This window comes from Chromobacterium sp. HL1, assembly GCF_057418835.1.
Genome location: NZ_CP162399.1, coordinates 2,221,037 through 2,241,976 on the forward strand (window position 1 = coordinate 2,221,037; position 20,940 = coordinate 2,241,976).

Here is a 20,940-nt window from a genome sequence, read left to right on the forward strand (position 1 = left end):
CTGCTGCGCTTCAGCGATACGGCGTTGAAAACGACTTCAGAATGCTCATGTACCACCTGTACATTCCGCTTCTTCTGCCGTTTCCGCCTTGTCTCGCCCTTGCTCGCGAGACTTTGAACAGGCTCTAAGATCCGCTAACAAAACCCCTGATCCTGCGTTGCACCTCCTTGTCGTACCACTTGTACTGCCTGCGTCGGCGCGCCTTGGCTCAGGTTCTCTGCGCGGTTTTGTTAGCGGCTCTTAGAACGTGTTTACGATCTCGCGAGCCAAGGCGAGACAAGGCGTTGCGGCTGAGAAAGCGGAATGTAAAAGCGGTACATGAGTATTTCGAAGGCGTACTCACCGTGCCACGTCTCACGACGCGCAGCAGATCGTAAACAGGTTCTTATTGCGCCGGCGTCACTCGCACCTTGATGCTGCGCTCCAGCTGCACATTGCTGCGGCTGACGCCGATGAGCACGGTTTCCTGGCCGCCTTGGTCGCGGCCTATGCCGCCCACGGTCAGCCATTCGCCCACCGCGCCTTCCACGGTGGTGGCCAATTTGGCGCTGTCCAGGTTCTGGCCGTTGAAGGCTTGCTGGCTGGCGGCCAGTTCCAGCGTCACCCGCTGGCCGTGCAGCCGCGGCCGGGCGTAGAAGCCGGTGACGGCGTCCTGGTAGCGCACGCCCACCACTGGCCGGCCGTCAGGGCCGAACATCAGCCAGGGCAGCGGCCGGCTGCTGCCTATCTCGATGAAGCCGGTTTTGCCGTCCAGCATGCGCAGCGCCTGACTGGCTTGCAGCCGGATGTTGGACTGGCTGGCGCCGCCGGCGATCACCACCTGGCTGCCGGGGCGCACCGTCATCGGCTTGCCGGTGCTGATGCTGTAGCCGCCGCCCTGTACCTGGCCGCCCAATTGCACCGCGGATTTGCTTTCTCGGCTGACGCCGTCCTGGGCCACTTCCACCAGCAGGGACGAGGATTTGACGTCCAGCTGGCGGATCAGCCGGCGCAGCTCGGCGCTGCGGCCGGGCGGGGCGTCCAGGATCAGCTGGTTGCCCAGCGCGCCCAGTTTTTCGCCGTCGCGCAGTTGCGGCCGCAAGGCGGCGGCCACTTCGTCGCCGTCGCGCCAGTTGAGGGTGATCACGTCGGCGGCGTTGGCCGCGGCGGCGAGGCCGAGCAAAGCGGCCGCGATCAGGGTTGTCTTGCTAGATTTCATGTCACAAATCCTTGCCGGAGCGCCAGATGGCCCAGACCAGCCACACGCTGTTGAACATGGCCAGCATGAAGCCGACGAAGCCGAAGAAGGGCAGGCCGAACAATTTGGGCCCGGCGTTGACGGTCATCACGATGGAGGAGCCGATGATCAGACAGCCGGTGACGATGCCCATGGTCAGCCGGTTGGTGCTGCGGTCCAGTTGACGGCCGAAGCTGTCCAGCCGCTGCAGGTCCAGATTGACGCGGAACTTGCCGTGGCGCATGTCCTTGCCCATGCGCATCAGGTCTCGCGGCAGGCTGGAGAGCATGGCCAGCGCTTCGCCCAGCGAGTGGCGGCCGCGTTTGAGCAGGGCCGCCGGGTGGTAGCGGGCGATGGAGAGCTCGCGCACAAAGGGGGTGATGTGGGCGATGAGCTGGAAATCCGGGTCCAGCTGGCGGCCCAGGCCTTCCAGGGTGATCAGCGCCTTGAACAACATGGCCATGTCCGGCGGCAGCAGGATGGAGTGGTCGCGGATCAGCGCCATGATGTCGGCGATCAGCTGGCTGATGTTGATGCCCTTGAGCGGCACGTGTTCGTACTGGAACAGGAATTCGCCCACGTCGTGGGCGAACTGGCGTTCGTTGACCGGGGTGTTGCCGGTCCATTCGATCAGCACATCAATGATGCCGGCTTCGTCGCGGTTGGCCACGGCGGCGAGCAGATCGACGATTTCATCGCGGCGGCCGTGGCTGATGCGGCCCACCATGCCGAAGTCGATGAAGGCGATGCGGTGTTCCGGCAGGAAGAAGACGTTGCCCGGATGCGGGTCCGCGTGGAAGAAGCCGTGGATCAGGATCATCTTCAACACCGCGTCCGCGCCGCGCTGGGCCAGCAGCACCGGGTCCAGGCCGCTGTCGGCCAGTTGTTCCAGCCGGGCGGCCGGCACGCCGGCGATGTAGTCCTGCACGTTGACGGCGGCGTTGGTGTAGTCCCAATAGACCTTGGGCACCTGGACTTCCGGATCGTCGGCGAAGTCGCGGGCGAAGCGTTCTGAATTGCGGGCTTCCACCGCCAGGTCCATTTCCCGCTTCAGCGAGCGGGCGAACTGGCCGACGATTTCCACCGGCTGAAAGCGGCGCACGTCGGGAAATTCCAGTTCCAGCAGGCCGGCCAGGTGGTTGAGGATGCGCAGGTCCGCTTCCACCTTGTCCACAATGCCGGGGCGGCGCAGTTTCACCGCCACGTCGCTGCCGTCGTGCAGGGTGGCGCGGTGCACCTGGGCGATGGAGGCGGAGCCTATGGGGTTGAAGTCGAAGTGGGCGAACACGTTTTCAGGCTCGTCGCCCAGCGCGGCCTTGACCAGGCGGCGCACCGCTTCCGGACGCACCGGCGGCACCCTGTTCTGCAGTTTTTCAAATTCGGCGATCCAGTCGGGCGGGAACACGTCCACGCGGGTGGAGAGAATCTGGCCCAGCTTGATGAAGGTGGGGCCCAGTTCTTCAAAGGCCAGGCGCACGCGCACCGGGGTGGGCGGGCGGTTTTCCGCCTCCGGCAGGTTGAGGTTCAGCCATTGGCCGGCCTTTTCCACCGCGCGCGGTAATTTTAGCCTTTGGGCGAATTCGCCCAGGCCGTGACGGATCAGAATGCCGCTGATTTCCTTCAGTCGCGGCAGGTCGCGCATGGCGATCAGGGTTTCTCTCAGCATCGGTTCTGCCTTGTGGGCATTGGGTTTTCGCTCAAAAACAAAGGCTTGCCGTCCGGGCGCGCCGGCGCCGTCCCGTCGCGCGGTTTCGCCGCCGGCCATGCCAGTGCGATGGATTGTACGCCATTAGTGCCGGCTGTCTCGTCCAAGGTTCAAGCGGGCCGGCCCAAAGCGCTGGAAACGGCCTGCCTGCGGCTTTACACTACCGCCCCCGTCCGATAGAGTTCGGCCTATGAAATTGCAACTCCGCTTAATGACTCTGGTGCTGGCGGGCTTTATGGTATTCGCTGAAGCGGCGCCGGAAAAGGCCCCTCCGGAAGGGCGCCCCGCGGCGGAAGCTAGCGCGCAGTCTGGCCAGGACGACCCCATCTCGAAATTCTCCTCCCCCGCGGAAGACGCGGTGGGGGATTTGTTGTTGCAAGCCATGAGCCTATTGGGCGTGGCCTATCGTTTCGGCGGCAACTCGCCGGAAAACGGCCTGGATTGCAGCGGCTTCATCCGCTATGTGTTTCAAAAGTCCTTGAAAGTGAATCTGCCGCGCACTTCCGCTGAAATGGCCCGCGTTGGGAAATCCATCAACCGCAGCGAACTCGTGCCCGGCGATCTGGTCTTTTTCAATACCCGCGGCTTCAGTTATTCCCATGTCGGCATGTATATGGGCAACGGCAAATTCATCCACGCGCCGCGCACCGGCAAGAATATCGAAGTGGCCAATATCAACCAGAGTTACTGGAACGGCCGCTTCAACGGCGCGCGACGGGTGAACCGCAGCACGGCGGCGCAGGCGGCGGACACTTCCGACGATCTGACCGTGGCGACGCCGACGCGCAAGGCCGCGGCGGTAAGCGCTCCGGCGGCGAAGTGCCGCAAGGGCAAGAAGTGCAAGCCGGAGGTCTCCGCCAAGAAGGGCGGCAAGGCCGAAGCCAAGAAGTCCGGCAAGAGCGGCGGCAAAGCCGCGGCCAAGAAGGGCGGCAAGGCGGCCGGCGGCGCCAAGAAAAAAGCCAAGCGTTGATTGGCGGCTTAAGCTGATAAGGATGCAGGAACAACATTGCCCGCGTTGCGGGCAATGTGCTTTGGAGCGAAACGATGGCATTGAAAGTGGACATACCGGTGTGGAAAGACCCGCAAGGCAATGTGGTGGCCTGCGTGGAGAAGCTGAAAGTGATGCAGGAAAACCTGGAGGAGCTGGCCCAATTGGCGCAGGACGCCTTGGAGGACGCGGTGCTGATGGGCTGCGACGAAGGCCAGGTCAAGGATTTCCTGGTGCAGGTGATGCAAAGCCTGCACAACCCTTATCAAGGGCGCTGAGCGCCGTTTTCATCCACCCCCTCGGGCTACGCGCGGCGAGCCCGCGACTCGCTCCGGAAAGGAGCTTTTTTGATGCAGTGGCCTTTTGAAGCCTTTATCGGCCTGCGTTATCTGCGGGCCAAGCGCCGCAACGGTTTCATTTCCTTCATTTCCCTGATTTCCATCGTCGGCATCGCCCTGGGCGTGGCCGCGCTGATCATCGTGCTGTCGGTGATGAACGGCTTCCAGAAGGAAATCCGCGGCCGCATTCTGAGCGTGGCCTCGCATCTGGAGGTGAGCACTTACGACGGCCGGCTGGATCATTGGCGGCAGGTGGCCCAGCTGGGCGGCGCGCAGCCGCATGTGCTGGCCGGCGCGCCCTTCGTCAACAGCCAGGGCCTGTTTACCGCTTACGGCAATGTGCGCGGCGGCCTGGTGCGCGGCATCGAGCCGGCGCTGGAGGACAAGGTGGTGGACGTGGGCCAGCACATGGTGACCGGCAAGCTGGAGAATTTGCGCCCCGGCGAGTTCGGCGTGGCGCTGGGCGCGGAGCTGGCGCGCCAGCTCAATGTGGGCCTGGGCGACAAGGTGATGCTCTTCGTGCCGCAGGGCATGATCACGCCGGCGGGCATGTTGCCGCGCTCCAAGCAGTTCACCGTGGTGGGCATCTTCAAGGTGGACATGTTCGAGTTCGACTCCTCCTTGGCGATGGTGAACCTGCGCGACGCCCAGGTGTTGTCGCGGATGGGGGACAGCGTCAGCGGCGTGCGCTTCAAGCTGGACGATCCGATGTTGGCGCCCACGGTGAAGCAGGCGCTGCGCGCCAAGCTGCCGCAAAACCTGGTGACGGACTGGACCGACACCAATTCCAATTACTTCCGCGCGGTGCAGATCGAAAAAAGGATGATGACCATCATCCTGACGCTGATCGTGGCGGTGGCGGCGTTCAATCTGGTGTCCACGCTGGTGATGGTGGTGACGGACAAGCAGGCGGATATCGCCATTTTGCGCACCCTGGGCGCGTCGCCGGCCAGCATCATGAAAGTCTTCATGATTCAGGGTTCGGTGGCCGGGGTGCTGGGCACCTTGTCCGGCGTGGCCTCGGGCGTGTTGATCGCCTTGAACCTGGACGTGATCGTGCCGCTGATCGAACGCGTCATCGGCAGCAAGATTTTGTCCAGCGAGGTGTATATGATCGACTACCTGCCGTCCGACGTGCAGTGGGGCGATGTGTCCACCATCACCCTGATTTCCCTGCTGCTGGCCTTGTTCGCCACGCTGTACCCCAGCTGGCGCGCGGCGCGCACGCAACCGGCGGAGGCCTTGCGCTATGAGTAATGTGTTGTCGTGCCAAGGGCTGGGCAAGTCCTATAACGAAGGCAAGCTGCAGCTGACGGTGTTGTCCGATGTCAGCCTGACGGTGGAGAAGGGCGCCAGCCTGGCCATCGTCGGTGCGTCCGGCTCCGGCAAGAGCACGCTGCTGCACCTCTTGGGCGGGCTGGACACGCCCAGCCAGGGCCGCGTGGAGGTGTTGGGGCGGGATCTGGTGACGATGTCCGAGTCGGAGCGCGGCCGGATGCGCAACGCCTCCTTGGGCTTTGTCTATCAGTTCCATCATCTGCTGCCGGAATTCAGCGCGCTGGAAAACGCGATGATGCCGCTGCTGATCCGCCGCATGCCGCGCAAGCAGGCCGAGCGGGAGGCCGGCGAGATGCTGGCCCGCGTGGGCCTGGGCCAGCGCTTGCAGCACAAACCGGGCGAACTGTCCGGCGGCGAGCGTCAGCGGGCGGCGATTGCGCGCGCGCTGGTGACCCGGCCCGCCTGCCTGCTGGCGGACGAGCCCACCGGCAATCTGGACGTGCACACCGCCAAGCAGGTCTTCGATCTGATGCTGGAGCTGAACCGCACGCTGGGCACCAGCCTGATCATCGTCACCCACGATCTGGAGCTGGCGGCGCGCACTCAGCGCACGCTGCGGCTGAACGAGGGCCGGCTGATGGATATGGAGCAGGAGCGCGCGGCCGCCGGCCAGGCGCTTTGATGTTTAGAAACCGGTTCACGCTCCGTCGCAAGGCGAGCGGCGCGTCGGTCCGCCCTTGGCGGCGGCCCCGCTTCTGCTCGCTAGACTTTGAGCCGGTGCTTTGAAAACCGAGCAAACCAACTCTGGGAGAAACCACATTGCTGTTCAAGCGTGAAGAAATCGACTTCGATGCCTTGCTGGATATTTTGCAAACCCCGTCCGGCCTGATGGAGTCGGCGATAGGCGTCTTGTGCGTGTTCATCGCTTTCTATCTGGCCCGTTTCGCCTTCAAACAGTTTTTCGATCACAATCCGGAGCGCTATGAGCGCTTCTTGCCCTATGTGGGCTTCCGTCTGGTGCTGCCGGTGGCGGCGCAGGCGCTGGTGATGCTGTCCCGCTCCGCCTGGGTGCATCTGCTGCACGAGCGCGCGATGGTGCTGCACTTGCTGAGCGCGATGCTGTTCTGGCTGACCCTGATCCGGCTGTGCTGCGCGGTGGTGCGTCAGGCGCTGCCCAAGGGGCGTTTCGAACGCCATACCGAGCACTTCCTGGCCACGGTGCTGTGGCTGGGCTTTGTCAGCTGGGCCATCGGCTTCGACATGGTGGTGATCGAGTGGCTGGAGTCGATGTCGTTCTCGGTGGGCAAGACTCGTTTGAATATGCTGACCATACTCAACGGCCTGTTGTGGGTGTCCATCATCGTGATGGTGGCCTTGTGGGTCAGCCGTCTGATCGAGTCCCGCTTGCTGAATCTAAAGCAGTTGGACCCCAGCCTGCGCATCGTCATGGCCAAACTGACCCGCACGATATTGCTGGTTTTGGTGGTGCTGATCGCGCTGCCGGTGGTGGGCATCGATCTGACCGTACTGTCGATGTTCGCCAGTGCGATGGTGTTCGGCTTGAGCTTCGGCATGCAGAAGATCGCCAGCAACTTCGTGTCCGGCTTCATCATTCTGCTGGACCACTCCATCCGCATCGGCGACCGGCTGATGGTGGAGAACCGCGTCGGCTACGTGACCAAGATGACTTCCCGCTACGTGGTGCTCAAGGGCGCGGACGGCACCGAGGCGCTGATTCCCAATGATGTACTGATGACCAACACCGTGGTCAACCAGTCCTATTCCGACAAGAGCATGTGGACCAGCTTGCCGGTGTCCGTGGCTTACGGCACGGATCTGGACAAGGCGCTGTCCCTGCTGCAACAGGCGGCGAGCACACAGCAGCGGATTGTGCAGGACCCGGCGCCGCGCGGCTTCGTCACCTTGTTTGCCGACAGCAGCATCAATCTGGAGCTGGGCTTTTGGGTGGCGGACCCGGAAAACGGTTTCATGGGCTTGAAATCCGATCTGAATATGGCAATCTGGCGGCTGTTCCAGCAACATGGCATACAAATGCCGTTCCCGCAGCGGGAAATCCGCATTCTCAACGATAAGCCGCAAGACTAAGGCAGGGGAGACGCCGCCATGGCAGGCAAACGCTTGGCAATCATAGACGACGACGCCGCGGTGCGGGAGTCGCTGGTATGGCTGCTGGACGGCCAGGGTTATCTGGCCAGCGGCTTCGACAGCGCGGAGGAGTTTCTGGCCTGCCCGGACGGCGGCGACTTCAACGGCATCATCCTGGACCTGCGCTTGTCCGGCATGAGCGGCATCATGCTGCTGGAAAAACTGGCCGGCTGGCCTTACTGTCCGCCGGTGATCATGCTCACCGCCCACGGCGACGTGCCGCACGCGGTGGCGGCGCTGAAGCTGGGCGCGCTGGATTTCATGGAAAAGCCTTTCGACGACGAGCGCTTGCTGGAGCGCGCCGAGGCCGCGGTGCTGCGCGACGAGCAGAACCGCCTGCTGCACGGCCGCCGCAGCAAGGTGTCCGCCGCGCTGTCCTTGTTGACGGACCGCGAACGCGAAGTGATGCAGCTGATCCTCACCGGCAAGCTCAACAAGCAGATCGCCGAGGAACTGACCATCAGCATGAAAACGGTGGAAGTGCACCGCGCCCGCGTGTTCGACAAGATGGGCGTCAAATCCGCGGTGGAGCTGGCCGGCCTGCTGGCCAGCCAGAGCCCGGCCAACGGGGGCAAGCGCTGATGGGCGACAAACAACCGGTGTCGGTGCTGGTGGTGATTCACACCGCGGACGGCCAGGCGCTGTTGATCGAACGCGCCGACAAGCCCGGCTACTGGCAATCCGTGACCGGCAGCCGCGAAGGCGAGGAAGCCTTGCGCGACACCGCGCTGCGCGAACTGGCCGAGGAGACCGGCCTGATCCTGGCGCGCGACGACGCCCGGCTCAGCGACTGGGGCCTGGTCAACCGCTACGAAATCTATCCGCACTGGCGCCACCGTTATCCGGACGGCGTCACCCACAACGACGAGCATGTGTTCGGCCTGTGCCTGGAGCGGCCGCAGACGGTGACGCTGGCCCCGCGCGAGCATCTGGCCCAGCTCTGGCTGCCGTGGGACGCGGCCGCCGACAAGGTGTTTTCGCCGTCCAACGCCGAGGCGCTGCGGCTGTTGCCGCACAGGCTGGCGCCGGCGACGGCGCGGCCATGAAGCCGCTGATCTGGCTGGCCGAGGACGAGGCCGGCATCGCCGACACCCTGATTTACACGCTGGAGACGGACGGCTTCGACGTCGAGTGGTTCGAGCGCGGCCTGCCGCTGCTGGAGCGGCTGGAGCGGGCTGTCCCGGCGCTGTGCATCCTGGACGTGGGCCTGCCGGACATCAACGGCTTCGATCTATGCCGCCGCTTGCGCGAGCGCGCCGATGTGCCGCTGATGTTCCTGACCGCCCGCAGCGAGGAAATGGACCGCATCATCGGCCTGGAGATCGGCGCCGACGACTATGTGGCCAAGCCGTTTTCGCCGCGCGAGGTCAGCGCCCGCGCGCGCACCATCCTGCGGCGCTACGCCAAGGGCCAGGCGCCGGCCGCCGCGCCGGCACCCGCCGGTTTCGAACTGGACGAGGCGCGCGCCTGCGTCCATTTCGCCGGCCGCAAGCTGAACCTGACCCGCTACGAATACCTGCTGCTGAAAACCCTGCTGGCGGAGCCGGGCCGGGTGTTTTCGCGCCAGCAGCTGATGGAGAGGGTGTGGCGCGACGCCGAGGACAGCTTCGACCGCACCGTGGACACCCACGTCAAGACCCTGCGCGCCAAGCTGCGCGACATCGACCCCGACGCCCAGCCCATCCAGACCCACCGCGGCCTGGGTTACAGCCTGGGCGAGTGAGATGCGCTTCGGCCTGCGGCTGTTCCTCGGCTATTTCCTGATCGTGGCGGTGGCCGGCTGGTTCGTGCTGGCCATTTTCACCCAGGAAGTGAAGCCGGGCGTGCGGCGCGCCACCGAGGGCACGCTGGTGGACAGCGCCAATGTGCTGGCCGGCATCGCCGCCGCCGACCTAGCCGACGGCGACATCGCCAAGGGACGGCTGGCCCGCGCCTTCCTCGATAAGGCGCGGCCGCCCATCGCCGCCAATATTTCCGGCATCGTCAAAAACAATATGGAGTTCCGCGTCTACGTCACCGACGCGCGCGGCGTGGTGATTTTCGACTCCAGCGGCCGCGATCTGGGGCGGGACTACTCGCGCTGGAACGACGTCTACCGCACGCTGCGCGGCGAATACGGCGCGCGCAGCACCCGCAGCAGGCCGGACGACGAAAACAGCAGCGTGATGCACGTGGCCGCCCCGGTGCGGCTGGACGGTCGCATCGTCGGCTCGCTGACCGTGTCCAAGCCCAATGTGACGATGGAGCCGGTGATCCGCCGCAGCGAGCGCAAGATCATGCTGGCCGGCGGCGCGCTGCTGGGCGCGGCCTTGCTGATAGGCGCGGTGATGGTGTGGTGGATCAACCGCTCCATCCGCCGGCTGGTGGGCTACGCCGAGGCGGTGGCGGCCGGCCAGCCGGCCAATGTGCCGCGGCTGGGCAGCCCGGAACTGGACAGCCTGGGCCTGGCGGTGGAGGCGATGCGGCGCAAGCTGGAGGGCAAGGCCTATGTGGAAGGCTATGTGCACACGCTGAGCCATGAATTGAAAAGCCCGCTGGCGGCGATACGGGGCGCCGGCGAACTGCTGCGGGAAGACCCGCCGCCGGACACGCGCCGCCGCTTCGTCGACAACATCCTGGCGCAGAGCCTGCGCATGCAGCAGTTGATCGAAAGGCTGCTGTGGCAGGCGCGGGTGGAGTCGCGGCTGCGGCCGGACGCCCAGCCGATGGACTGGCCGGCCTTGATCGCGGAAACCGTGGACGGCAAGGCGCTGGCCGCCGCCGGGCGCGACGTGAGCTTGGTTTGCCGGCTGACGCCGGCCCGGCTGAACGCGGACCGCCTGCTGCTGGCGCAGGCGCTGTCCAATCTATTGGACAACGCGCTGGAGTTCAGCCCGCCGGGCGGCGTCATCGAATTGAGCGGCGCGCCGGAAGAGGGCGGCTATCTGCTCCGCGTGCGCGACCACGGGCCGGGCGTGCCGGATTACGCGCTGGAACGGGTGTTCGAGCGCTTTTATTCGCTGCCGCGGCCGGACAGCGGCAAGAGCACCGGCCTGGGCCTGAGCCTGGTGCGCGAAGTGGCCCAGCTGCACGGCGGCCGCGCCGAACTGGCCAACCACGCCGACGGCGGCGCCGAGGCGCGGCTGTGGCTGCCGGCGGGCTGAGCCCGCTTCGATAGCGAGCGGCTTCGGCCAACTTCACCGAGACTTCACACGGGCTCATTCCCGCTTCATCGCCTGGATTTAGGCTGTCTCCCGTCATGCAACCAGGAGACAAGCGATGAAGAAAAACCCCTTATTGACCAAGATACTGATTCTGCTGGCGCTGTCCTTGGCGCTGCTGGTGCCGGTGAGCGCGATCAGCAATCTGATTTCCGAGCGCAAGCACTACCAGGAAGAGGCGGTGGAAAAAGTGGTGGCCAGCACCAGCGGCGAGCAAACCGTGATCGGCCCGGTGCTGGTGATCCCCTATGTGGAAACCGTGGAGGAAAAACAGAACGGCAAGACGCAAAGCGTCAAGCACGAACTGGAACGCTATGTGCTGCCGCGCCAGCTGGCGGTGGACGGCAAGCTCAAGGTCAGCCCGCGTTCGCTGGGCATTTATCAGGCGCTGATCTTCGGCAGCGAGGCCGGTTTCAGCGGCCATTTCGAGATCCCGCCGCAGCCTGAGCTGCTCAAGCCCTCGATTCAGCTGAAAACCCCCTATCTGGCGGTGGGCATCAGCGATCCGCGCGGCATCGGCAAAGTGCCGCAGCTGAGCGCCGGCGGCAAGCCGCATCCGTTCGCGGCCGGCGCCGGCCTGCCGCGGATGAGCGAGGGCATACACGCGCCGCTGCCGCAGTTGCTGGACTTCGCCAAGCCGCAGACGCTGCCGTTCGCCTTCCAGCTCAATTTGCAGGGCACGCGCAGCATCAGCTATGTGCCGGTGGGCGAGAGCAGCACGCTGAGCCTGACGTCCAACTGGCCGCACCCCAGCTTCATCGGCAACTTCCTGCCGGTGCAACGCAGCGTGGACGCCAAGGGCTTCAAGGCGCAATGGGAGAGCAGCTGGTTCGCCAATAATCTGAACGACCGTTTCCAGCAGGCCGCCTTCAGCGACGGCAAATCCGGCCTGAGCGCCTTGCCGTCCTTCAGCACCGGCCTGGTGCAGCCGGTGGACCAGTACCAGCAGAACGAACGCTCGGTCAAATACGCGGTGCTGTTCATCGGTCTGACCTTCTTGTCCTTCTTCCTGCTGGAAACGCTGCGCAGCCTGCGCGTGCATCCCATCCAGTACGTGCTGGTGGGCATGGCGCTGGTGATGTTCTTCCTGATTCTGCTGGCCTTGTCCGAACACCTGGGCTTCGGGCCGGCCTATCTGCTGGCGGCGACGGCCTGCGTCGGACAGATAGGCTTCTACGTCAGCCACATCCTGGGCGGCTGGAAACGAGGCCTGGGTTTCGCCGGACTGATCAGCCTGTTGTACGCGGTGCTGTACGGCCTCTTGCAGTCCGAAGACAACGCTTTGCTGCTGGGCAGCCTGCTGCTCTTCGCCGCGCTGACCGCCATCATGACGCTGACCCGGCGGCTGGATTGGTATCGTTTCTCCGCGCGGAGCGAGGAGGCCGCCGCGCCGCTGGAGCCGCCCCAGCCTTGAGCGCGCCAACGCATTGACAAAAGCATTTTTTGGCTAATTCACAAAACCGACATCATTAGGTAACGCGTTCTCGCTATCGTTTTCCCGCCCGGCCTCATCGCCGGGCTGGGCAAGGGCCTGGGATTCCGCCCCCGGGCCCTTGGTTTTTCACTGCGGCGCGCCGCGCCGCCACAAGACGATTGCATCCCGATGACGCTCACCACTCTTTCGCCCAGCTCCGCCCTTTGGGCGCGCCGGCTGGCCGCCTGTCTGCTGGCGGCCGCGCTCGCCGGCTGCCTGGGCGACAATCAGGACCAAGCCGGCCAACCGGGCAACGGCAATTCCAATCAAACCAAGCCGCCGGCCACGCTGCGCTGCGCGCCCTGAACCCGGATAGCCCGCCATGACCGACACTCCCGTTTCCGCTTCCCGCCGCCAGTTCATCAAGCGCGGCAGCGCGCTGGCCGCCAGTTCCTTGACCTTGTCCCTGCTGCCGGCCTCCATCCAGCGCGCGCTGGCCATTCCCGCGAACAACCGCACCGGCACCCTTCAGGATGTCGAGCACATCGTGATCCTGACCCAGGAAAACCGCGCCTTCGACCATTACTTCGGCAGCCTGGCCGGGGTGCGCGGCTTTGGCGACCGCTTCCCGCTGCCGCTGGCCGACAGCGCCTTGCTCAAGCGCAAGACCGTCTGGTATCAGACCAATCAGGGGAACAGCGCCACGCCGCCGCGAGTGGTGGCGCCGTTCCACCTCAACACCGCCCAGACTTTCGCCTATATGCGGGTGGAAGGCACGCCGCATGTGTGGTCGGACGCGCAATACGCCTGGGGCAAGGGCGTGATGAACGCCTGGCCCACCTATAAGCAGAACCACGCCATGGGCTACTTCAAGGAGACGGACCTGCCGTTCCAGTACGCGCTGGCCAACGCCTTCACCCTGTGCGACGCCTATCACTGCGCGTTTCAGGGCGGCACCAACCCCAATCGCGTCTTCCTGTGGTGCGGCGGCAACGATCCCTTGCAGAAGGGCAAGGGCCCGGTGATCGCCAACGCCTACGACTCCGTCGATTACAACCCCAAGGGCGGCTACACCTTCAGCACCTACGCCGAGCGGCTGGAAGCGGCCGGCGTGAGCTGGAAGATTTATCAGGACATGGCCGACAACTTCACCGACAACCCGGTGGCCGGCTTCCGCAGCTTCCGCGCCGCCTACTTCGGCGAGGCCGGCGCCAAGCCCGCGCTCAAGAGCAAGGGCTTGTCCACCTGGACGCTGGACGATCTGCGTCAGGACGTGTTGGCCAACCGGCTACCCCAGGTCAGCTACATCGTCGCCACCGCCGACGGTTCCGAGCATCCCGGCCCGTCCAGCCCGGCGCAGGGCGCCGATTACACCGCCCGCGTGCTGGACGCGCTGACCGCCAATCCCGAGGTGTGGAGCAAGACGGTTTTCCTGGTCAATTTCGACGAAAACGACGGCTTTTTCGACCATCTGCCGCCGCCGGCCGCGCCCAGTTATCTGAGCTGGGACGCGGACCCGGCCAAAGCGGTGCTGGCCGGCGCTTCCACCGTGGCCACCGATGGCGAATATCATCATCTGCGCAGCAGCGAAACCGGCAATGAGCGCGCCGACCTGATCCACGTGCCTTACGGGCCGGGGCCGCGGGTGCCGATGTACGTGATCTCGCCGTGGAGCCGCGGCGGCTGGGTCAACTCCCAGGTGTTCGACCACACCTCGGTGATCCGCTTCATCGAACAGCGTTTCGGCGTCAAGGAGCCCAATATCACCGCCTGGCGGCGCGCGGTGTGCGGCGATCTGCTGTCCTGTTTCGACTTCGTCAATCCCAACGCCGAGCTGCCCAAGCTGCCGGCCACCGCCGCGTTGGCGGCGCGGGCGCGCGCCTTGCCCGGCCGCACCAAGCCCAACGCGCCGGCCTTGCCGGAACTGCCGGTCCAGGCCGTCGGCCTGCGCCGCTCGCGCGCCTTGCCTTACGAGCTGCACGCCAGCGCGCGGGTGGACGGCAACGCCGGCGCCGTGGAATTGATCTTCGCCAACAGCGGCAAGGCGGCGGCGGTGTTCCACGTGTATGACCGTCGCCATCTGGACGCGCCGCCGCGCCGCTACGCGGTGGAGGCCGGCAAGCAGCTGTCCGGGCTGTGGCGAGTCAATTACGACGCCAATCTTTACGATTTGTGGGTGCTGGGCCCCAACGGCTTTCATCGCCACTTCAGCGGCGACGCCGGCCAACTGGGCCGCGTGAGCAAGGCGCAGCCGGAGATTCAGGTCTGTTACGATCCGGCCGCCGGCGACGTTTATCTGAAGCTGCACAATAGCGGCCGCGAAAACTGCGAGTTCCTGGTGCGCGCCAACGCCTATGCCAAGACCGACCCGCAGCGCGTCACCGTGGGGCCGCAGGGCGAGGCGGTATTGAACTGGCCGTTGAAAGACAGTCACGGCTGGTACGACGTCAGCGTCAGCGCGCCGGTGTTCCCCGGCTTCAGCCGCCGTTTCGCCGGCCGGGTGGAAACCGGCCGCGACGGTTATAGCGATCCGGCGATGGGCGGCGCGGCGCAGGGCGAGCAGTGGGCCACGTCCTGAGCCGGCCGGTCTTGCCGGTTTAAAACGGGCGGCGCCGACGGCGCCGCTTTTTTAATGGCCCGGCGTGTCCAGGCGCTCGAACCGCATTACCCTGGCCGGCGGCAGATTGCGCCAGATCAGTTGGCTGTCGCGCAGCGCAAAGCCCGTGCCCAGCCAGTCCGCCGACGCCTGCAAGGCGTAGCTGAATTGCAGCAGCGCGCCGCCGGCCGGCAATACGCGACGCCATTGTTCGACGATGGCCAAGGCTTCCGCCCGCGGCAGGGAGCGCAGCGGCAGGCTGGAGACGACGGCGTCTATCGCCGCGTGCTCCGGCAATAAGGCCGCCAGCCGCGCGGCGTCGCCCTGTATCACCTGGACCGAGGGAAAACGCTGCCGCAGATGCCGGGCAAAGGCCGGAGAGCGTTCGACCACCCGCAAGCGCTCGCGGCCCAGTCCTTGCGCCAGCAAGGCTTGGGTAATGGCGCCGGTGCCGCCGCCCAGCTCGATCACCAAACCGGTGCCGGACATCGGCGTCTGGGCGGCCATGCACTGCGCCAGGCGCTTGGAACTGGGCCAGACCGCGCCCACCCGGCCGGGCCGGTTTATCCATTCGCGGAGAAACAGGCGGGGAGCGCGGGCGGTCAAATGGGCCCGGCAGACGGCGGGCGCGTGCAGCGCTTTGGCGCAAATGGGGTAAAAGGCGGGGGAGGCTTCGAGTGGATCAGGGCTGCGCATGGGACTTTCTCCGGTTTGACATGCTGGTTTGTCCTGGAGAAGCCATGCTAGAAAACAATGCTTAAGCGCAGCTGAAGCGCCGCGATGATTGTCGCATCGCGGCGCTTTGGGGTTTAGAAACAGCTCACGATCTGCGGAGTGGGGCGCTTAGAGCCTGTTCACGAGCTCGCGAGCCGTGTACAGCTTTCTAGAAGAAGCCCAGCGGCTTGCCGTCAAAGCTCACCAACAGATTCTTGGTCTGCTGATAGTGATCCAGCGCGCGCTTGTGGGTTTCGCGGCCGATGCCGGACTTCTTGTAACCGCCGAAGGCCGCGTGCGCCGGGTAGAGATGGTAGCAGTTGGTCCACACCCGGCCGGCCTTGATCGCGCGGCCGACGCGGTAAGCGCGGTTGATGTCGCGGGTCCACACCCCGGCGCCCAGGCCGAACTCGGTGTCGTTGGCGATGGCGACGGCTTCGGCCTCGTCCTTGAAGGTGGCGATGCTGACCACCGGCCCGAAGATCTCCTCCTGGAACACCCGCATCTTGTTATTGCCCTTCAACAAGGTGGGCTGGATGTAATAACCCTGCGCCAGGCCGCCCTCCAGCGGTTCCAGCTTGCCGCCGCTCAGCACCTCGGCGCCTTCCTGGCGCGCGATGTCCAGATAGGACAGGATTTTGTCGAACTGCTGCTGCGAGGCCTGGGCGCCCACCATGGTGTCGGTGTCCAGCGGATCGCCGCGCTTGATCGCCTTCACCTTCTTCAGCACCTCGGCCATGAAGGCCGGATAGATGGATTCCTGCACCAAGGCGCGGGACGGGCAGGTGCAGACTTCGCCCTGATTGAAGAAGGCGAGCACCAGGCCTTCGGCGGCCTTCTCGATGAAGGACGGTTCCGCCTGCATGATGTCTTCAAAGAAGATATTGGGCGATTTGCCGCCCAGCTCCACGGTGGACGGGATGATGTTCTCCGCCGCGCATTGCAGGATGTGACGGCCCACCGGGGTGGAGCCGGTGAAGGCGATCTTGGCGATGCGCTTGCTGGTGGCCAGCGCCTGACCGGCCTCCTTGCCGAAGCCGTGGACCACGTTGATCACGCCCGGCGGCAGCAGATCGCCTATCACTTCCATCAGCACGGAAATGCCCAGCGGCGTTTGTTCCGCCGGTTTCAGCACCACGCAGTTGCCGGCGGCCAGCGCCGGCGCCAGCTTCCACGCCGCCATCAGGATGGGAAAGTTCCACGGGATGATCTGGCCCACCACGCCCAGCGGCTCGTGGATGTGATAGGCCATGGTGTTGTGATCGATTTCCGCCGCCGTGCCTTCCTGGGCGCGGATGCAGCCGGCGAAATAGCGGAAATGGTCGGCCGCCAGCGGGATGTCGGCGTTCAGCGTCTCGCGCACCGGCTTGCCGTTGTCCCAGGTTTCGGTGACGGCCAGCACCTCCAGATTGGCTTCGATGCGGTCGGCGATCTGCAGCAGCAGATAGGAACGTTGTTGCGCCGAGGTCTGGCCCCAGGCGTCGGCGGCCGCATGGGCGGCGTCCAGCGCTTTGTCGATGTCGGCGGCGTCGGAGCGCGGAAATTCGGCGATGGGCTGGCCGTTCACCGGCGAGGTGGTGGTGAAATGCTGGCCGTTGACCGGGGGCGTGAACTCGCCGCCGATATAGTTGCCGTAGCGGGGCTTGAAGGCGATCAACGCGCCGGGCGTGCCGGGGTGAGCGTAACGCATGGTGTTTCTCCTGTTGTGGATAGACCGCTTGCCGCGCAAGCTTGGGCGCGCAGCAGGGCATTGTAGAATGCGATGCGTCGGTTCGGGCGTGTCACCTGTCCTATTGGCCGTGTCGTTCAAAGGCGGCGGCGCCATCGCCGCCGGCCCGTCTTGACGGGCCGGATCTGGCGATGGCGGGTTGGGAAACGATTCAGTCCTCCGCGCGTCGTGAAGCGTGGCGCGCAGAGTTGAAGGCAAGGCATCAGCCGTAGCCGCGCTGTTTCAGCGCCAGATAGAGCATGGCCGCGTTGATGGCGTCGTTGAGCGCGTCGTGGCGCGGCGGGGCGGGCATGTCCAGATCCCGGCAGATGCTGGCCAGCCGCAAATCGATGTGGGCGTCCGGGTTCTGTCTCAGCTTGTAGTCGTAATAGCGGCCGGAAATCTCGATGCGCCGCTGAGGCAGCGGCACGCCCAGCCAGGGACGGACGTAGCGGTTGAGCACGGCCAGGTCGTATTCCAGGTAATAGCCGAGCAGCGGCCGGCCGCCGATGAAGTCCAGCAGCAGACGCACGGCGTCCCGGGCCGCCAGGCCCTGGCTGACGTCGATGGGCCGCAGGCCGTGAATGCGCACATTGTCCGCCTGCGGCGCGCGCTCCGGCCGCACCAAGAGATAGAGCGCCTCGCTGGCGAGGATGCGGTTGCCGCGCAGCTTGACCGCGCCGATGGACAGCAGCTCGGCTTCCGCCGGATTCAGGCTGGTGGTTTCGCAGTCCAGGCTGACCAGTTCGTCCGGGTGTTCGCTATACATGCCGGCGTAGGCCGGGTCGCGCAGCCGGCGGCGTTGCCATTGGCGCAGCAGGGCGGACAGCATCAGAAACTGCCCAGCCGGTAATGGTGGCGCAACTGCGTCTTGAATCGTTTGACCACGCCCAGCGCGTCTTTGAGTAGGTCCCGTTCCAGCGAGGACAATTTGTCAGGCTCCAGCAGATTGTCGGCCGCCTTGCCGGCGCTCATCCGTTCCAGCCCTTGTTCCAGTCTCAGTTGCATCAGATAGGACAGCGCCTCGCCCGCGTCCTCGGCCAGGCCTCGCTCCAGCCGGCCCTGGGCCGCCAGCGCCTGCAGTCTTTGCTGTGAATTGTTCTCGCTCACCCCGTACTCCAGCGCCAACGCGCGGATGCCGTGCACCAGCGGAAAGATGCCGCCTTTTTTCAGGTCCAGCGCCGCGCGGCCGTCGCGTTCGCGGGTTTGCAGATGGGAGAACAGGCCCAAGGGGGTGTCGAATTGTTCGATGGCGCGAGCGAAGCGGGAGAAGAAGCCGGCGTCGTCGCGCAAGGTGGCGCGCAGATAGTTTTGCGCGTCTTCCAGCAGCGCGGCGTCGCCGCAGACGGCTTCCGCGTCCACGAAGATGGCCAGCCGCATCAAGGCGTCTCCGTCCGGGCTGTGCACCCAGCGGTGCAGGCGGTCGCGCAGCTCGGCGCCGCTGAAGCGCCAATCCGGGTGGCTGAGCATGATGTTGCCGGGACAGGGCGGATAGCCGAAGCGGGACAGCGCGGCGGAAAAGGCCTGGCAGCTGGCTTCCAGTTGCGGCCAGGGCGCGCCGTCGCGCAGCAGCAGCGCGTTGTCCTGGTCGGTTTTGAGTATCTGTTCGCCGCGGCCTTCCGAACCCAGCACCAGCAGGCAGCTGTTGGCCGCCAGCTCCGGCGGCGCGATCAGCCGCCAGGCGCGGGCGAACAGGCGGGTGTTGAGGCTTTGCACCAGCCGGCCCAGTTGCAGCGCCTTGACGCCGTGGCCGGACAGAATGCGCACCAGCCGCGGGATCTGCTCCGCCACTTCCGTCAGTTCGTCCAGCGTGGCCGCGCGCTCCAGCCGCTGCGCGATCAAGTGGGAGTGATTGGAAAAGTAGGACAGCACGTCCACCTGGGCCAGCATGGTCACCGGCTCGCCGCGCTCGGTCACCACCAGGCGCCGCAAATTGCGCCGCGTCATCAGCAATAGGGCGTTGAACAGGAAGTCGTCTATGTCTATGGTCAGCAGCTCGTACTGGCAGTATTCCGCCGCCGGCGCGTCCGAAGGCACGCCGTTCAGCACGATGTCGCGAAAGTCCGTGGTGGTGAGGATGCCCAGCCGCCCGGCGCCGCGCAGCAGCACGGACTTGGATTTGTGTTCCTTCATCGCCGCCGCCGCGTCGCGCAGGCTGGCGCCGGCGTCCACGAACACCGGCTGGCGTCCGCCGGCGTCGCGCACGGTGGCCGCCAGCAGGGTTTGCAGTTCTCGCTGGCCGGCGCCTTGCGCCAGCCGGCCCAGCTTTTCCGACACGCTGGCGTAAAAGTAGGCGCCGAAGCGCGGGTTGCTCTCGGTCAGCGCCAGCACTTCGGCGCGCGGCAGGCTGTAGAGCAGCGCTTCCTCCTGGACGATGAAGCGGTGGCGGGTCTGGCCGGCGGCGGTGGCGCGGGCGTCGAAGCCATCCTGCGCCCGGTACAGCGCGACGACCTCGTCGCCGGCCATTTCCCTGACCACGCCTTTGATCACCACGTACAGGGCGGTGACCGGCGCGTCCGGTGCCAGCACGGTTTGCTCGTCGGCGTAGAACAGGATGTCGGCGCAAGCCTCCAGCCTCAGGCGTTCGTCCGGGCTCAGGGCGTCGAATGGGGCGTGGCTGAAGTCGAATCGCTGCATGGCGGGCCTCGCGGAACAAGACATTGCCGCCAGCATAACACCGGCGGCAAGGGCTTGTCGGCGGGCGCTCAGCCCGGCAGGTGTTGCAGCAGCGGAGAGCCGTCGCGGAACAGCAGCAGCTCGCCGGGGACGAGCGGCGTCCAGCTTTCGTTGTCCGTCAGCGGCTGGGTGGCGATCACCGCCACGCGGTCATGCGGGGTGGTGACCGAGGCGAAATCCACGCTGACGTCGTCGTCCACCAGGTGAGCGGTGTTGAACGGCGCCTGGCGGATGATGTAGTGCAGATGGGTGGAGCAGTGGGCGAACAGCGCCTCGCCGTTGCTCAGCATGAAGTTGAACACGCCGTGGCTGGAGATCTCCGCCGCCAGCTGCGCCACTTCGGCGAACAAATCGTCCAGCTGAGGTTGCTGGCACCATTTGGCGCGCAGCCGTTCCATCAGGTGGCAGAAGGCCCGCTCGGAGTCGGTGCTGCCCACCGGGTTGTAATGGCAGCCGGCCTCGGGCTGGAAGTTTTCCAGGTTGCCGTTGTGGGCGAAGATCCAGTAACGGCCCCACATCTCGCGCATGAAGGGGTGGGTGTTGGCCAGATTGACTTCGCCCTGGGTGGCCTTGCGGATGTGGGCGATCACGTTTTCCGATTTGATCGGATAGTTGCGCACCAGATTGGCCACCGGCGATTCCACCGACGGTTTGTCGTCCAGGAAGATGCGGCAGCCCTTGCTCTCGAAAAAGGCGATGCCCCAGCCGTCGGCGTGGTGGTCGGTCTGGCCGCCGCGGCGGTGAAAGCCTTCAAAGGAGAACAGGATATCGGTTGGGGTATTGCAATTCATGCCCAATAACTGGCACATGGGTTTGGATTCCACGGTAAAGAGGTTGTCATGGCCGGCCCGCGCCGGCTGCGGTTTTGTTACAGAGCTTAGGCGATAAGCGGGGCCGCGGCAATCCCGCCGCGCCGGCCGTGGAGCCCGGGGGCGGCGGGA

18 protein-coding genes and 1 pseudogene are annotated in these 20,940 nt (G+C 65.4%); 12 read left to right on the forward strand and 7 right to left on the reverse strand.

Annotated features, from left to right (window positions below):
* Nucleotides 1-385: 385 nt before the first annotated feature.
* Together AB1Z25_RS10080 and AB1Z25_RS10085 are read right to left on the reverse strand one after the other, a co-directional pair.
* Nucleotides 386-1,198 (reverse strand): hypothetical protein, encoded by an 813-nt coding sequence (locus tag AB1Z25_RS10080; protein ID WP_486637154.1) that lies wholly within the window; start codon nt 1,196-1,198, stop codon nt 386-388.
* A gap of 1 nt (nt 1,199) precedes the next feature.
* Entirely contained in the window at nt 1,200-2,882 is a 1,683-nt protein-coding gene (locus AB1Z25_RS10085) for an ABC1 kinase family protein (RefSeq protein ID WP_486637155.1), read from the reverse strand.
* A gap of 229 nt (nt 2,883-3,111) precedes the next feature.
* Here AB1Z25_RS10085 and AB1Z25_RS10090 point away from each other — a divergent pair, with 229 nt between their 5' ends.
* The 12 genes from AB1Z25_RS10090 to AB1Z25_RS10145 all read left to right on the forward strand — a co-directional run bounded on the left by AB1Z25_RS10090 (nt 3,112) and on the right by AB1Z25_RS10145 (nt 14,883).
* Nucleotides 3,112-3,891 carry a C40 family peptidase gene (locus AB1Z25_RS10090; RefSeq protein WP_107798973.1) on the forward strand — a complete coding sequence of 260 codons (780 nt, stop codon included), beginning with the start codon at nt 3,112-3,114 and terminating at the stop codon, nt 3,889-3,891.
* Between the two features lie 74 nt (nt 3,892-3,965).
* Nucleotides 3,966-4,187, forward strand: a complete 222-nt coding sequence (locus AB1Z25_RS10095) for a hypothetical protein (RefSeq protein WP_048415208.1) — start codon at nt 3,966-3,968, stop codon at nt 4,185-4,187.
* Nucleotides 4,188-4,259: 72 nt separating this feature from the next.
* A complete protein-coding gene (locus AB1Z25_RS10100) occupies nt 4,260-5,504 on the forward strand; it encodes a lipoprotein-releasing ABC transporter permease subunit (protein ID WP_107798974.1) in 1,245 nt (414 codons plus the stop codon).
* Nucleotides 5,497-6,207, forward strand: coding sequence for a lipoprotein-releasing ABC transporter ATP-binding protein LolD (gene lolD / locus AB1Z25_RS10105; protein WP_486637156.1), 711 nt, complete (start codon nt 5,497-5,499; stop codon nt 6,205-6,207). The genes AB1Z25_RS10100 and lolD overlap by 8 nt, the downstream gene beginning before the upstream one ends.
* A gap of 137 nt (nt 6,208-6,344) precedes the next feature.
* Nucleotides 6,345-7,631: a mechanosensitive ion channel family protein gene (locus tag AB1Z25_RS10110; RefSeq protein WP_474456547.1), complete on the forward strand. Its 1,287-nt coding sequence runs from the start codon at nt 6,345-6,347 to the stop codon at nt 7,629-7,631.
* Between the two features lie 18 nt (nt 7,632-7,649).
* Nucleotides 7,650-8,273 (forward strand): response regulator transcription factor, encoded by a 624-nt coding sequence (locus tag AB1Z25_RS10115; RefSeq protein ID WP_019100757.1) that lies wholly within the window; start codon nt 7,650-7,652, stop codon nt 8,271-8,273.
* Nucleotides 8,273-8,737, forward strand: coding sequence for a dihydroneopterin triphosphate diphosphatase (gene nudB / locus AB1Z25_RS10120; protein ID WP_107798976.1), 465 nt, complete (start codon nt 8,273-8,275; stop codon nt 8,735-8,737). The genes AB1Z25_RS10115 and nudB overlap by 1 nt, the downstream gene beginning before the upstream one ends.
* Nucleotides 8,734-9,414, forward strand: a complete 681-nt coding sequence (gene creB, locus AB1Z25_RS10125) for a two-component system response regulator CreB (RefSeq protein WP_107798977.1) — start codon at nt 8,734-8,736, stop codon at nt 9,412-9,414. Before nudB ends, creB begins: the two co-directional genes overlap by 4 nt.
* A gap of 1 nt (nt 9,415) precedes the next feature.
* Nucleotides 9,416-10,834, forward strand: coding sequence for a two-component system sensor histidine kinase CreC (gene creC, locus AB1Z25_RS10130; protein WP_486637157.1), 1,419 nt, complete (start codon nt 9,416-9,418; stop codon nt 10,832-10,834).
* A 115-nt stretch (nt 10,835-10,949) separates the two neighbouring features.
* On the forward strand, nt 10,950-12,305 hold the full coding sequence (gene creD, locus AB1Z25_RS10135; protein ID WP_107798979.1) for a cell envelope integrity protein CreD: 1,356 nt from the start codon (nt 10,950-10,952) through the stop codon (nt 12,303-12,305).
* Nucleotides 12,306-12,494: 189 nt separating this feature from the next.
* Nucleotides 12,495-12,671 (forward strand): hypothetical protein, encoded by a 177-nt coding sequence (locus AB1Z25_RS10140; protein WP_158274261.1) that lies wholly within the window; start codon nt 12,495-12,497, stop codon nt 12,669-12,671.
* Between the two features lie 16 nt (nt 12,672-12,687).
* Nucleotides 12,688-14,883, forward strand: a complete 2,196-nt coding sequence (locus tag AB1Z25_RS10145; protein WP_235088709.1) for a phosphocholine-specific phospholipase C — start codon at nt 12,688-12,690, stop codon at nt 14,881-14,883.
* A 51-nt stretch (nt 14,884-14,934) separates the two neighbouring features.
* Here AB1Z25_RS10145 and AB1Z25_RS10150 read toward each other — a convergent pair whose 3' ends face one another.
* The 5 genes and pseudogenes from AB1Z25_RS10150 to AB1Z25_RS10170 form a co-directional block, all read right to left on the reverse strand.
* The gene (locus tag AB1Z25_RS10150) at nt 14,935-15,597 is read right to left on the reverse strand and encodes a class I SAM-dependent methyltransferase (RefSeq protein ID WP_486637158.1); all 663 of its coding nucleotides are present in this window, start codon (nt 15,595-15,597) and stop codon (nt 14,935-14,937) included.
* A 187-nt stretch (nt 15,598-15,784) separates the two neighbouring features.
* Complete coding sequence (gene exaC, locus AB1Z25_RS10155; RefSeq protein ID WP_107798982.1) at nt 15,785-17,305, reverse strand: acetaldehyde dehydrogenase ExaC; 1,521 nt, start codon at nt 17,303-17,305, stop codon at nt 15,785-15,787.
* 241 nt (nt 17,306-17,546) lie between these two features.
* Nucleotides 17,547-18,155: a 3'-5' exonuclease gene (locus AB1Z25_RS10160; RefSeq protein ID WP_227108331.1), complete on the reverse strand. Its 609-nt coding sequence runs from the start codon at nt 18,153-18,155 to the stop codon at nt 17,547-17,549.
* Nucleotides 18,155-19,960 (reverse strand): putative nucleotidyltransferase substrate binding domain-containing protein, encoded by a 1,806-nt coding sequence (locus tag AB1Z25_RS10165; protein ID WP_486637159.1) that lies wholly within the window; start codon nt 19,958-19,960, stop codon nt 18,155-18,157. The genes AB1Z25_RS10160 and AB1Z25_RS10165 overlap by 1 nt, the downstream gene beginning before the upstream one ends.
* Nucleotides 19,961-20,055: 95 nt before the next feature.
* A pseudogene (locus AB1Z25_RS10170) lies at nt 20,056-20,808 on the reverse strand (class II glutamine amidotransferase); the annotation flags it as partial.
* Between the last annotated feature and the right edge of the window lie 132 nt (nt 20,809-20,940).